This is a genomic window from Pseudomonas sp. B16(2017) (genome assembly GCF_002113205.1).
GTDB classification, from domain to species: Bacteria; Pseudomonadota; Gammaproteobacteria; order Pseudomonadales; family Pseudomonadaceae; genus Aquipseudomonas; species Aquipseudomonas pharyngis.
Genome location: NZ_NEKA01000009.1, coordinates 230282 through 244092, shown reverse-complemented (window position 1 = coordinate 244092; position 13811 = coordinate 230282). Strand labels below are relative to the sequence as shown.

Annotated in this window: 11 protein-coding genes; 5 read left to right on the top strand and 6 right to left on the bottom strand. The window is 62.4% G+C overall.

The features are described 5' to 3' along the window. Positions 1–44 precede the first annotated feature (44 nt). The 5 genes from emhA to CAG25_RS17865 all read left to right on the top strand — a co-directional run bounded on the left by emhA (position 45) and on the right by CAG25_RS17865 (position 8371). The gene (gene emhA, locus CAG25_RS17885) at positions 45–1202 is read left to right on the top strand and encodes an efflux RND transporter periplasmic adaptor subunit EmhA (RefSeq protein ID WP_039771445.1); all 1158 of its coding nucleotides are present in this window, start codon (positions 45–47) and stop codon (positions 1200–1202) included. A gap of 3 nt (positions 1203–1205) precedes the next feature. Beyond that, positions 1206–4370: an efflux RND transporter permease subunit EmhB gene (gene emhB / locus CAG25_RS17880; protein WP_085612386.1), complete on the top strand. Its 3165-nt coding sequence runs from the start codon at positions 1206–1208 to the stop codon at positions 4368–4370. Beyond that, positions 4367–5827, top strand: a complete 1461-nt coding sequence (gene emhC / locus CAG25_RS17875) for an efflux RND transporter outer membrane subunit EmhC (protein WP_064593991.1) — start codon at positions 4367–4369, stop codon at positions 5825–5827. Before emhB ends, emhC begins: the two co-directional genes overlap by 4 nt. 290 nt (positions 5828–6117) lie before the next feature. Next, on the top strand, positions 6118–7377 hold the full coding sequence (locus tag CAG25_RS17870) for an OprD family porin (RefSeq protein ID WP_085612385.1): 1260 nt from the start codon (positions 6118–6120) through the stop codon (positions 7375–7377). A gap of 187 nt (positions 7378–7564) precedes the next feature. After that, positions 7565–8371, top strand: coding sequence for a methyltransferase domain-containing protein (locus CAG25_RS17865; protein WP_085612384.1), 807 nt, complete (start codon positions 7565–7567; stop codon positions 8369–8371). Positions 8372–8422: 51 nt separating this feature from the next. Here the strand turns inward: CAG25_RS17865 and pcaC are convergent, their stop codons facing one another. From pcaC to pcaH, 6 genes are all read right to left on the bottom strand, one after another. Then, positions 8423–8815, bottom strand: a complete 393-nt coding sequence (pcaC, locus tag CAG25_RS17860; protein ID WP_041070503.1) for a 4-carboxymuconolactone decarboxylase — start codon at positions 8813–8815, stop codon at positions 8423–8425. A gap of 10 nt (positions 8816–8825) precedes the next feature. Next, positions 8826–9617: a 3-oxoadipate enol-lactonase gene (pcaD, locus tag CAG25_RS17855; protein ID WP_085612383.1), complete on the bottom strand. Its 792-nt coding sequence runs from the start codon at positions 9615–9617 to the stop codon at positions 8826–8828. 12 nt (positions 9618–9629) lie between these two features. Then, positions 9630–10994 carry a 3-carboxy-cis,cis-muconate cycloisomerase gene (locus CAG25_RS17850; protein ID WP_085612403.1) on the bottom strand — a complete coding sequence of 455 codons (1365 nt, stop codon included), beginning with the start codon at positions 10992–10994 and terminating at the stop codon, positions 9630–9632. Positions 10995–11040: 46 nt separating this feature from the next. Beyond that, entirely contained in the window at positions 11041–12336 is a 1296-nt protein-coding gene (locus CAG25_RS17845; protein WP_039771430.1) for an MFS family transporter, read from the bottom strand. 191 nt (positions 12337–12527) lie between these two features. Next, a complete protein-coding gene (gene pcaG, locus CAG25_RS17840; protein ID WP_039771428.1) occupies positions 12528–13094 on the bottom strand; it encodes a protocatechuate 3,4-dioxygenase subunit alpha in 567 nt (188 codons plus the stop codon). Between the two features lies 1 nt (position 13095). Then, positions 13096–13800, bottom strand: a complete 705-nt coding sequence (pcaH, locus tag CAG25_RS17835) for a protocatechuate 3,4-dioxygenase subunit beta (protein WP_011332820.1) — start codon at positions 13798–13800, stop codon at positions 13096–13098. Positions 13801–13811: the final 11 nt, after the last annotated feature.

Below are 13811 nucleotides of genomic sequence, written 5' to 3'. Positions count from 1 at the left end.
CACACTTCTTGTGCGCTTTTCGCGCGCCTGACCCGAGGATCTTCATGCAATTCAAGCCAGCTGTTACCGCTCTGGTCACTGCCGTCGCCCTGGCATCGCTGCTCAGCGGATGTAAAAAGGAAGAGGCGGCTCCCGCCGCACCACCTCCTCAGGTCGGCGTCGTCACCCTGCAACCACAAGCCTTTACTCTGACTTCCGAACTGCCGGGCCGCACCAGTGCATTCCGCATCGCCGAAGTTCGTCCGCAGGTCAACGGCATCATTCTCAAGCGTCTGTTCAAGGAAGGCGGCGATGTCAAAGCCGGCCAGCAGCTGTATCAGATCGATCCGTCGGTTTATGAAGCGACCCTGAAAAGCGCCGAAGCCAACCTGCGTTCGACCAAGTCGATCTCCGACCGCTACAAGCAACTGGTCGACGAGCAGGCCGTCAGCCGTCAGGAATACGACACCGCCGTGGCCAACCGCCTGCAATCGGAAGCGTCGTTGCAAAGCGCGCAGATCAACGTGCGTTACACCAAGGTCTACGCACCGATCTCCGGTCGCATCGGCCGTTCTTCGGTGACCGAAGGCGCGCTGGTCAGCAGCGGCCAGACCGACGCGATGGCCGTGATCCAGCAACTGGACCCGATCTACGTCGACGTTACCCAGTCCTCGGTCGAGTTGCTGGAATTGCGTCGCGAACTGGAAAGCGGTCGTCTGCAGAAGGCCGGCGACAACGCCGCTGCCGTCAAGCTGACCCTCGAAGACGGCAGCCAGTACAAGCTCGACGGTAAGCTGGAATTCTCCGAAGTGTCGGTCGACCAGACCACCGGTTCCGTGACCCTGCGCGCCGTGTTCCCGAACCCGGATCACACTCTGTTGCCGGGCATGTTCGTCCACGCGCAGTTGCAGGCCGGTGTGAACAGCGCCGCGATCCTCGCGCCGCAGCAAGGCGTGACCCGCGACCTCAAGGGCACCCCGACTGCGCTGGTCGTCGGTCCGGACAATAAGGTCGAGCTGCGTCAGCTCAAGGCCAGCCGCACCGTCGGCAGCCAGTGGCTGATCGAAGACGGCCTGAAGGCCGGAGATCGTCTGATCACCGAAGGGCTGCAATTCGTCAAACCGGGTGTTGAGGTCAAACCGACCGAAGCGACCAACGTCGGCAAAAAGAACCCGGCCCCCGCTCAGGCAGCTGACAAAGCCGCCGGCGGCAAAGGGGAGTAATCCATGTCAAAATTTTTCATCGACCGTCCGATTTTCGCCTGGGTAATTGCCTTGGTGATCATGCTGGTCGGGGCACTTTCGATCCTGAAACTGCCAATCAACCAGTACCCGAGCATTGCGCCACCGGCCATTGCAATCTCGGTGACCTACCCGGGTGCTTCGGCACAGACGGTTCAGGACACCGTGGTGCAAGTGATCGAGCAGCAGCTCAACGGTATCGACAACCTGCGTTATGTGTCCTCGGAAAGTAACTCCGACGGCAGCATGACCATCACCGCGACCTTCGAGCAAGGCACCAACTCCGACACCGCGCAGGTCCAGGTCCAGAACAAGCTGAACCTGGCCACCCCGCTGCTGCCGCAGGAAGTGCAGCAACAGGGTATCCGCGTGACCAAGGCAGTGAAGAACTTCCTGCTGGTGATCGGCGTGGTGTCGCGTGACGGCAGCATGACCAAGGACGACCTGTCCAACTACATCGTGTCGAACATGCAGGACCCGATCTCCCGGACCGCCGGTGTCGGTGACTTCCAGGTCTTCGGTGCCCAGTACGCGATGCGCATCTGGCTCGACCCGGCCAAGTTGAACAACTTCAACCTGACCCCGGTCGACGTGAAAACCGCGATTGCGGCGCAGAACGTCCAGGTTTCGTCCGGTCAGCTCGGCGGCTTGCCTGCCGTGCAGGGCCAGCAGCTGAACGCCACGATCATCGGCAAGACCCGTCTGCAGACTGCCGAGCAGTTCAAAGAAATTCTGCTCAAGGTCAACAAGGACGGCTCGCAGGTTCGCCTCAAAGACGTCGCCGACGTCGGCCTGGGTGGCGAGAACTATGCGATCAGCGCCCAGTTCAACGGCAGCCCGGCGTCCGGTCTGGCGGTGAAACTGGCCAACGGCGCCAACGCCCTCGACACCGCCAAGGCACTGCGCAAGACGATTGACGACCTCAAGCCGTTCTTCCCGCAAGGCATGGAAGTGGTGTTCCCGTACGACACCACCCCGGTGGTGACCGAGTCGATCAAAGGCGTGGTTCACACCCTGGTCGAAGCGATTGCGCTGGTGTTCCTGGTGATGTTCCTGTTCCTGCAGAACTTCCGCGCCACCGTCATCACCACGATGACCGTGCCGGTGGTATTGCTCGGTACTTTCGGCATCCTCGCAGCGGCCGGTTTCAGCATCAACACCCTGACCATGTTCGGCATGGTGCTGGCCATCGGCTTGCTGGTGGACGACGCCATTGTCGTGGTGGAAAACGTCGAGCGGGTGATGAGCGAAGAAGGCTTGTCACCGAAGGAAGCGACCAAGAAATCCATGGGCCAGATCCAGGGCGCCCTGGTCGGTATCGCCCTGGTGCTGTCGGCGGTGTTGCTGCCGATGGCATTCTTCAGCGGCTCCACCGGTGTGATCTACAAGCAGTTCTCGATCACCATCGTGTCGGCCATGGCGCTGTCGGTACTGGTCGCGCTGATCTTCACCCCGGCGCTGTGCGCCACCATGCTCAAGGCGATTCCGCACGGTGAGCACGGCACGCCGAAAAAGGGTTTCTTCGGCTGGTTCAACCGCAACTTCGACCGTGGCGTCAACAGCTACGAGCGCGGTGTCGGCAACATGTTGTCGCGCAAGGCGCCGTATCTGCTGGCGTACCTGCTGATCGTGGTCGGCATGATCTGGCTGTTCACCCGCATCCCGACCGCGTTCCTGCCGGAAGAAGACCAGGGCGTTCTGTTCGCCCAGGTGCAGACACCCGCCGGTTCCAGTGCCCAGCGCACTCAGGTGGTGGTGGATGAAATGCGTGAGTTCCTGCTGCGTCCGACCAAGGACGGCGGTGAAGGCGACGCCGTAGCGTCGGTGTTCACCGTGACCGGCTTCAACTTCGCCGGCCGTGGCCAAAGCTCGGGTATGGCGTTCATCATGCTCAAGCCGTGGGGCGAACGTAACGCCGAAAACAGCGTGTTCAAACTGGCGGCCCGCGCCCAGCAGCACTTCTTCAGCTTCCGCGATGCGATGGTGTTCGCCTTCGCCCCGCCGGCCGTACTGGAGCTGGGTAATGCCACCGGTTTCGACGTGTTCCTGCAGGACCGCGCCGGTATCGGTCACGAACAACTGATGGCCGCGCGCAACCAGTTCCTCGGCATGGCCGCGCAGAGCAAGGTGCTCACGCAGGTCCGTCCGAACGGTCTGAACGATGAACCGCAGTTCCAGCTGGAAATCGATGACGAGAAGGCCAGTGCCCTGGGCATCACCATCTCCGACATCAACAACACCCTGTCGATTGCGCTGGGCAGTAGCTACGTCAACGACTTCATCGACCGTGGTCGGGTGAAGAAGGTGTACGTGCAGGGCCGGCCAGACTCGCGCATGAGCCCGGAAGACCTGAAGAAGTGGTACGTGCGCAACGCCGCCGGCACCATGGTTCCGTTCTCCGCGTTCGCCAAGGGCGAGTGGATCTACGGTTCGCCGAAGCTGGCGCGTTACAACGGCGTTGAAGCGGTCGAGATCCTCGGTGCCCCGGCGCCGGGTTATTCCACCGGTGAAGCGATGGCCGAAGTCGAGGCGATTGCCAAGAAACTGCCGGCCGGTGTGGGTATCTCGTGGACCGGTCTGTCGTACGAAGAACGTCTGTCCGGCTCACAGGCTCCGGCGCTGTACGCCCTGTCGCTGCTGATGGTGTTCCTGTGTCTGGCGGCGCTGTATGAAAGCTGGTCGATTCCGATCGCGGTCATGCTCGTGGTTCCGCTGGGGATCATCGGTGCGCTGATGGCCACCAGCCTGCGCGGTCTGTCGAACGACGTGTACTTCCAGGTGGGTCTGTTGACGACTATCGGTCTGGCGGCTAAAAACGCCATTCTGATCGTCGAGTTCGCCAAGGAATTGCACGAGCAGGGACGCAGTCTGCGCGATGCGGCGATTGAAGCCTGCCGCATGCGTCTGCGACCGATCATCATGACGTCGCTGGCCTTCGTCCTCGGTGTTGTACCGTTGGCTATCTCCACCGGCGCAGGCTCGGGCAGTCAACACGCGATCGGTACCGGCGTGATTGGCGGTATGCTCACCGCGACGATCCTGGCGATATTCTGGGTTCCACTGTTCTTCGTCACTGTGTCGTCCATGGGTCAGCGCAAAAACGCCGGCAAGGATGACGCCATAGAAACTCCTAAAGAGGCTGGCCAATGAGCAAGTCGCTACTCTCCATCGCAGTCGCCGCCTTCGTGCTGAGCGGTTGCTCGCTGATACCGGATTATCAGCAGCCGCAAGCACCGGTGGCGGGCCAATACCCGCAGGGCCCGGCGTACTCGCCGGCCCAGGCACCGGCGCAGGCCGCTGCCGAGCAGGGCTGGAAGCAGTTTTTCCATGACCCGGCCCTGCAGCAGCTGATCCAGGTGGCCCTGGAAAACAACCGCGACCTGCGTGTCGCGGCGCTGAACATCGACGCCTACGCGGCTCAATACCGCATCCAGCGTGCCGACCTGTTCCCGGCCGTGTCGGCCAATGCCAGCGGCAGTCGTCAGCGGGTTCCGGCCCGTGCGTCACAGACCGGTGAAGCGGCCATCAGCAGTTCCTACTCCGCTACCGTCGGCATCAGCGCCTACGAACTCGACCTGTTCGGTCGGGTTCGCAGCCTGAGCGAACAAGCGCTGCAACAATACTTCGCCACCGAAGAAGCGCGCCGCAGCACCCAGATCAGCCTGGTGGCCAGCGTGGCCAACGCCTACCTGACCTGGCAGGCCGACAAGGAACTGCTGAAGCTGACCCAGGACACCCTCGGTGCCTTCGAGGAAAGCTACAAGCTGACCAGCCGCAGCAACGAAGTCGGTGTAGCTTCGGCGCTGGACCTGGCGCAGTCACGTACCTCGGTGGAAAACGCCCGGGCACAACTGGCGCGTTACACCCGTCAGGTGGCCCAGGACGAAAACAGCCTGACCCTGCTGCTCGGCACCGGCATCCCGGCCAACCTGCAAGCGGCCAAACCGCTGTCGGATGACCTGCTGGCCGACGTGCCGGCCGGTCTGCCGTCGGATCTGCTGCAACGTCGTCCGGACATCCTTCAGGCCGAGTACAACCTGAAGGCCGCCAACGCCAACATCGGCGCGGCCCGTGCAGCGTTCTTCCCGAGCATCAGCCTGACCGCCAACGCGGGCAGCCTGAGCCCGGATCTGTCCGGCCTGTTCAAGGGTGGTTCGGGCACGTGGCTGTTCCAGCCGCAGATCAACCTGCCGATCTTCAACGCCGGCAGCCTGCGCGCCAGCCTCGACTACGCCAAGATCCAGAAGGACATTGGCGTGGCGAACTACGAGAAGTCCATTCAAACGGCCTTCCAGGAAGTCGCCGACGGCCTGGCCGCGCGCCAGACCTACACCGAGCAGTTGCAGGCCCAGCGTGATTTCGTTCAGGCGAACCAGGATTACTACCGCCTGGCCGAGCGTCGCTATCGCATTGGCGTCGACAGCAACCTGACCTTCCTCGATGCCCAGCGTCAGCTGTTCAGCGCGCAACAATCGCTGATCACCGACCGCCTCGCGCAGCTGACCAGTGCGGTCAACCTGTACAAGGCCCTGGGCGGTGGCTGGAATGCGCAGACCGCGCAGAACGAGCCGCTCAAAGAAGAAGCGCCGAAGATGAAGTTGTTCTGATCATCTGCTGAATACAAGAAGCCCACCGTTTGGTGGGCTTTTTGTTGCCCGCAAATCTTGCGTTCGATAATCGCCCAAATTCCACTTTCGCCGATTGAATCGCCTCGCCCGCGCCCCGCACCATTCGAGCCACAAAACCAATAACAACAGGTTCGACACCATGCTCCCGCGCCCTGCTCCTCCCGGCTGATCGCCGCCGCTTCGCCTCTGAATCCATCGTATGTCTGCGCCTTGAAAAACGGCCGCAGCGCTCCCGTTTGCCCCAAAAAAAACAAGAGAGACCCGAGCCCATGACAACCTCCCCTGCGCCCTACGCACTTCCCGGTCTGATCGCCCTCGCCCTGGCCGGCATCGCGCTGCCCGCTGCGGCAGAAGAAACCGGTTTTATCGACGGGGCCAAGGTCAACCTGAACCTGCGCAACTTCTACATCAACCGCAACTTCACCAACCCGACCAAGGCTCAGGGCAAGGCTGAAGAGTGGACGCAGAACTTCATCCTCGACGCCAAATCCGGTTTCACCCAAGGCACCGTCGGGTTCGGTCTGGATGTGCTGGGGTTGTACTCGGTGAAGCTCGATGGCGGCAAAGGCACCGGCGGCACGCAACTGTTGCCGCTGGATCATGACGGACGCCCGGCGGACAACTTCGGCCGCACCAACGTCGCCTTCAAGGCGAAGCTGTCGCAAACCGAAGTGAAGGTCGGCGAGTGGATGCCGGTGTTGCCGATCCTGCGCTCGGACGACGGCCGCTCGCTGCCGCAGACCTTTCGCGGCGGCCAGATCACCTCGAAGGAAATCGATGGCCTGACCCTTTACGGCGGCCAGTTCCGCGCCAACAGTCCGCGCGACGACAGCAGCATGAGCGACATGTCGATGACCGGCAAAGCCGCGTTCACCTCCGATCGCTTCAACTTTCAGGGCGGCGAATACGTGTTCAACGACAAGCGCACCCAGATCGGCCTGTGGAACGCCGAACTCAAGGACATCTACAGCCAGCAATACGTCAACCTGATCCACAGCCAGCCGCTCGGCGACTGGACGTTGGGCGCCAACCTCGGTTTCTTCTACGGCAAGGACGACGGCAGCGCCCGCGCCGGCGAACTCGACAACAAGACCTGGTCAGGCCTGTTCTCCGCAAAATACGGTGGCCACACCTTCTACGTCGGCCTGCAGAAACTCACCGGCGACAGCGCCTGGATGCGCGTCAACGGCACCAGCGGCGGCACCCTGGCCAACGACAGCTACAACGCCAGCTACGACAACGCGCAGGAACGCTCCTGGCAGGTCCGCCACGACTACAACTTCGTTGCCCTGGGCATCCCCGGCCTGACCCTGATGAACCGTTACATCAGCGGCGACAACGTGCACACCGGCACCATCACCGACGGCAAGGAATGGGGCCGCGAATCGGAACTGGGCTACACCGTGCAGAGCGGCGCGCTGAAGAACCTGAACGTCAGATGGCGCAACTCGACCATGCGCCGCGACTTCAGCAACAACGAGTTCGACGAGAACCGCCTGATTGTCAGCTATCCGATCAGTTTGCTGTAGGTATCAATCCCCCTTAGGTGCCACCCGTCAGGATGTGTGGCACTTCGGCGGGCGTCGATTAGAGTGGAATCACCTGAAGGACTCAGGTGCCTCATCCTTCCCGCTTCCGTTATCTGTTGATGTTGGTCCCCAAGACTCGAGCCAGGCTGTCATCGGAAGACACTGCTGATCACCGGAGGATCACCTCATGATCACTCGCCTCAACACGCCACCCGACTGGGACGCCAAGGCGTACCAGCAGTTTTCCCGTCTCAGGCAACAACCGGTCGTTGAATTGCTCGGCCGCGTCGAACTGAACGATCCGAAACTCATTTATGACCTCGGTTGCGGCACCGGCATTGCCACGCAACTGTTGGCCGAACGCTGGCCGCGTGCGCAGTTGCGGGGCATCGACAGTTCGGCACAGATGCTCGATCAGGCCCGCAGCCTGCCGATCAAGGCGTCGTGGCAGCACTGCAACCTGCTCGACTGGCAACCCGAGCAATCGGCCGACCTGCTGCTGGCCGCAGCCGTGCTGCACTTTATCGACGACCATGAGCAACTGCTGCCCCGTCTGCTCGGCCACATAAACCCCGGCGGCTGCCTCGCCGCGCATATGCCGGACTGGCGTGATGCGCTGTGGTATCAGCTGATGCTCGACACCCTCAACGATGCCGGACCCTGCGGCCGCCCCATCGGCACTGCGCAATTGCGCCAGCGCATGGCCGCGCGGCCGTTGTTGTCACTGGAGGATTACTACCGGCTGCTGGCCCCGCTGACCCAGTCACTGGATATCTGGGAAACCGAGCAGTTGCAAGTGGTCGACGGCAAATCGCCGGTTTATGACTGGGTGAAGGTGTCGGCGCTGCGGCCGGTGATGCAGGGGCTGACGTCTGAGGAACGGGCGCGCTTCATTTATCACTACCTGATGCGGGTGCACGCGCATTATCCGCAGGAGGAAAATGGCCATACGTTGTTTGCGTTCAAGCGGACTTTCATTGTTGCCAAGGTATGAAGTTCAAAGGATCGCAGCCTTCAACAGGCTGCGACCCCTCGAATTCGGCGATTACTCGCGAGATTCGATACCCAGCTCATCCCACACCGATTCAGCCAGATGGAACGTCGCATTCGCCGCCGGAATCCCGCAGTAGATCGCGCTCTGCATGATCACTTCCTTGATCTCGCCGCGACTCACGCCATTGTTGGCCGCCGCCCGCAGGTGCAACTTGAGTTCACCCTCGCGATTCATGCCGATCAGCATGGCGATGGTGATCAGGCTGCGGGTGTGGCGCGGCAGGCCCGGGCGGGTCCAGATGTCGCCCCAGGCGTGACGGGTGATCATCTCCTGAAATTCCGAGTTGAACTCGGTCAGCGTGGTCAGGCTGCGATCAACGTGCGCATCGCCGAGCACCGCGCGGCGCACTTGCATGCCGTCGTCGTAACGTTGTTTCTCGTCCACGGAAATCCCCTCAATCGGCCAGCAAAAAGGTCAGCACGCGGTCGCTGAACGCGTCGCCGGCCTGAACGTTGGAAAGGTGCGCCGCATAAAACTCGGCGTACTCGGCGCCGCGCACATGCTCCTGAATGAAATGCCCGCCGGACGGTGGCGTCACCGCATCTTCGGTACCGGCGATCACCAGCAGCGGCACCGTGATCGACGCCAACTGCTCGCGGAAATCCGCATCGCGCACCGCTGCGCAGTTGGCGGCGTAACCTTCAGGATGGGTCGCGGCCAGCATGTCGGTGATCTGCTTCGCTGCTGCCGGATGGGCGGCGGAAAAGTCCGGAGTAAACCAGCGGGCAATCGATGCATCACGCAACGCGACCATCGCCGCCGGGCCATCACGCAGCACGGTTTCGATGCGCGGGTTCCACACCGACGGATCGCCGATTTTCGCCGCCGTGTTGCAGACGATCAGTTTGTTCAGCCGCTGGCCGGCGTTGATCCCCAGCCACTGGCCGATCAGGCCGCCCATCGACAGACCGCAGAAATGCGCGCGTTCGATGTGCAGCGCATCCAGCAGCGCCAGCACGTCGCGGCCCAGTTGCTCAATGCTGTAAGGGCCCGGCGTCACCAGCGACTGGCCGTGCCCGCGCGTATCGAAACGCAGCACGCGAAAATGTTCGGTAAAGGCCGGCATCTGCACGTCCCACATGTGCAGGTCGGTGCCCAGCGAGTTCGACAGCACCAGTACCGGCGCATCGACCGGGCCTTCCAATGAGTAATGCAGTTCGCCATCGGCGAGTTGAACGAAAGCCACAGCCCTCTCCTTTCAGTCAGACAATGCGTTGTGTTCGGCCACTGCCCGCTCGACCCAGACCTGTGCCTGGCCGAGGTAATGGGCGGGATCGAGCAGATGATCCAGTTCGGTTGCACTCAATTCGGCGGTCACCTGCGGTTCGTCACCGAGGACCGCACGCAGATGGCGCTGTTCGGCCACCGCCCGTTTGCAGCATTGCTCGAGCAGATGATGCGCGGTGTCGCGGCCGACCCGTTGCGCGAGCACGATGCTCACCGCTTCTGCCAGCACCAGGCCTTGAGTCAACTCCAGGTTGCGGGCCATGCGCGCAGCATCGACCTCCAGACCATCGGCCAGCAGCCGCGCCTGTTGCAGTGCGCCCGACACCAGGCAGCAGATCTCCGGCAGGGTTTCCCATTCGGCGTGCCACAGACCGAGGCTGCGTTCGTGTTCCTGGGGCATGGCGCTGAACAGCGTCGACACCAGCCCCGGAACGCGAGTGGCGGCGCCGATCAGCACCGCCGCGCCCACCGGATTGCGTTTGTGCGGCATGGTCGAGGAACCGCCCTTGCCCGGCGCCGACGGCTCAAACACTTCCGCCGCTTCGGTCTGCATCAACAGGCTGATGTCGCGGCCGAACTTGCCGAGGCTGCCGGCGATCAGACCGAGCACCGCGCCGAACTCGACGATGCGATCACGCTGGGTGTGCCACGGTTGTTCCGGCAGGGTCAGGTGCAGTTCTTCGGCCAGCGCCTGGGCGATCGGCAACGCCTGTTCGCCGAGCGCCGCGAGGGTGCCGGAGGCGCCACCGAATTGCAGCACCAGCAGCCGTGGCTTGAGCTCGCGCAGACGCTGACGGCTGCGAGTGATCGCACCGAGCCAACCGGCGATCTTCATGCCGAGCGTCACCGGCGTCGCATGTTGCAGCCAGGTGCGCCCGGCCAGCGGCGTCGCGGCGTGGCGCTGCGCCTGAATGGCGAGAGCGTCGGCCAGTTGCGCCAGTTCCCCTTCAATCAATTCCAGCGCCTGACGCAATTGCAGCACCAGACCGGAATCCATCACGTCCTGACTGGTGGCGCCCAGATGTACATAGCGCTCGGCTTCGGCATCGGTCGCGGCAATCTGTTTGCCCAATGCCTTGACCAGCGGAATCGCCGAATTGCCGGCCGTGGCAATCGCCTCGCCCAGCGCTGCGAAATCGAACAGTCCGGCGCGGCAGGCGTTTTCGATCGACTCGACGGCGCCCGCCGGAATCAACCCGACACGCGCTTCGGCCCGGGCCAGCGCCGCTTCGAAGTCGAGCATCGCCTGCACCCGACCCTGATCGCAGAACACGTCGCGCATATCGCAGGCAGTAAAGTAGGCATCGAACAATTGATTGCCCGGTCGCTGAGTCATAAACAGTCCTTGCCGGCGCGGGCCGTTGTGGCCCGCGCGCATCGGTTTAAAGATCGTGGTGCAGATACTTCGCTTCTTTGGGCAGGCGCAGGCTGAACAGGAACGCCACGGCCATCATGATCGTGACATACCAGTAGAACGCGTTTTCCATGCCGCCGGCCTTCAGGCTCAGGGCGACGTATTCTGCCGAACCGCCGAAGATCGCGTTGGCCACTGCATACGCCAGACCGACGCCAAGGGCGCGGACTTCCGGCGGGAACATCTCGGCTTTCACCAGACCGCTGATCGAGGTGTAGAAACTGACGATCGCCAGCGCCACGGTGATCAGCACGAAAGCCAGGAACGGGCTGCCGACACTTTTCAGGCTGAGCAGGATCGGCACCGTGAACAACGTGCCGAGGCCACCGAACCAGAGCATCGAGTTACGCCGGCCGATCTTGTCGGCGAGCATGCCGAACAGCGGCTGCATGCACATGTACAGGAACAGCGCGCCGGTCATGATGTAGCTGGCGGTCTTGGCGTGCATGCCGGCGGTGTTCACCAGGTACTTCTGCATGTACGTGGTGAAGGTGTAGAAAATCAGCGAGCCGCCGGCGGTATAGCCGAGCACGGTGATGAACGCAGCCTTGTGATCGCGGAACAGTGCGCGGATGCTGCCGGCGTCCTTGTTCTCGCGCATTTCCTTGCTGGTGGTTTCTTTCAGCGAACGGCGCAGGAACAGCGAAATCAGCGCGGCGGCCGCACCGACCACGAACGGAATCCGCCAGCCGTAGGCACGCAATTCTTCTTCAGAGAGGAACTGTTGCAGGATCACCACCAGCAGCACCGCCAGCAGTTGCCCGCCGATCAGGGTCACGTACTGGAACGAGGCGAAGAACCCGCGCTGGCCCTTGAGTGCGACTTCGCTCATATAGGTCGCGGTGGTGCCGTATTCACCGCCCACCGACAGGCCTTGCAGCAGACGCGCGAACAACAGCAGCAGCGGCGCCCAGACGCCGATGTCCTTGTAGGTCGGCAGACAGGCGATCAGCAACGAACCGAAGCACATCATCAGGATCGAGATCAGCATCGAGTTCTTGCGCCCGTGCTTGTCCGCGACCCGGCCGAAAATCCAGCCGCCGATCGGTCGCATCAGGAACCCGGCGGCGAATACGCCTGCCGTGTTGACCAGCTGCACCGTGGGATTGTCGGAGGGGAAGAACGCCGGGGCGAAATAGATCGCGCAGAAGGCGTAGACGTAGAAGTCGAACCATTCGACGAGGTTGCCGGACGACGCGCCGACAATGGCAAAGATGCGCTTGCTGCGCTCTTCACCCGTGTAATGGGAGGTGAGGGTTGTCATTGTTTTTCACTCGATAGGGACAGTGAGAGTCTAGACACACTTTGCAACAGCCCCGTTCCACAGACACTCTGCGCCGCAAATCTCTGTGGGAGCGGGCTTGCTCGCGAAGGCGTTGGATCAGCCAACATCACTGTCGACTGACACACCCTCTTCGCGAGCAAGCCCGCGCCCACAGGGGATGTGTAATGACTTTAGTAATCGAAGAACACAGTTTCCGCATCAGTGCCCTGCAGGATCACATTCCACTGATAGACACCCGCCGCGTCCGGCTTCGCCAGCAACGTATCGCGGCGCTCGGCCGGTACGCATTCGAGCAGCGGATCATTGACGTTCGCCGGATCACCCTCGAAGTAGATCCGCGTCAGCAAGTGCTTCACCAGACCGCGCGCAAACACCAGCACCACCAGGTGCGGCGCCTGGGTCGAGCCCTTCAGGCCTTCAACCGTGCCCGGCTTGATGGTGGTGAAACGAAAGCGCCCTTCCGCATCCACCGGCACCCGGCCGAAGCCTTCGAAATTCGGATCGAGCGGCTTGGCCTGCTCGTCCTCCGGGTGGTCATATTTGCCGGCGGCGTTGGCCTGCCAGACTTCGAGCATGGCGTCGTTGACGACATCGCCGTTGCCGTCCACCACTTGCCCGGTGATCGCCACGCGCTGGCCGAGGGTCAGTTCGTTGGCGAGGTTTTCACGGTTCAGCCAGGTCAGGCCGATGTGGTAATACGGCCCGACGGTGTGGGACGTGGTCGCAGTCAGGGTCATCTCATTTCTCCATCGGCGTGGCTTCGCGGCCGCGCAGCACAATGTCCCAGCGATAAGCGAGGGCGTAGGACGGAATGGTTTTTTCCAGATCGAAAGCGGCGATCAGGCGTTCCTTGGCCGAGGTGTCCGGCACGCAGTTGTAGATCGGGTCGTAGGCCAGCAGCGGGTCGCCCGGGAAATACATTTGCGTGACCAGGCGCGTCAGGATGCTCGGCCCGAACAGCGAGAAATGCACGTGGGCCGGACGCCAGGCATTGTGGTGGTTGCCCCACGGATAGGCGCCGGGCTTGATGGTCTGGAACTGATACCAGCCGTCGGCGTCGGTCACGGTGCGGCCGGTGCCGGTGAAATTCGGGTCCAGCGGCGCGTCGTGCAGGTCACGGGCATGGTTGTAGCGACCGGCGGCGTTGGCCTGCCAGATCTCCACCAGAATTCCCGGGACCGGCAGACCGTCTTCGTCGAGCACACGCCCGTGAATGATGATCCGCTCACCGAGGGGTTCACCCTGATGCTGGGCGGTCAAATCGTTGTCGGTATCGGCCACACGCTCGGCACCGATGGTCGGCCCAGTGATTTCCGACAGCGAATGCGGCAGAAACACCAACGGCTTGGACGGCGAGCGCAGATTGGTGGATTGATAGGTCGGGTGCAGGTACGGCGGCTGGGTGCCTTCCTGCGGGCGGCGGTAACCAGGCTTGTCAGTCATTTCGCTTTCCT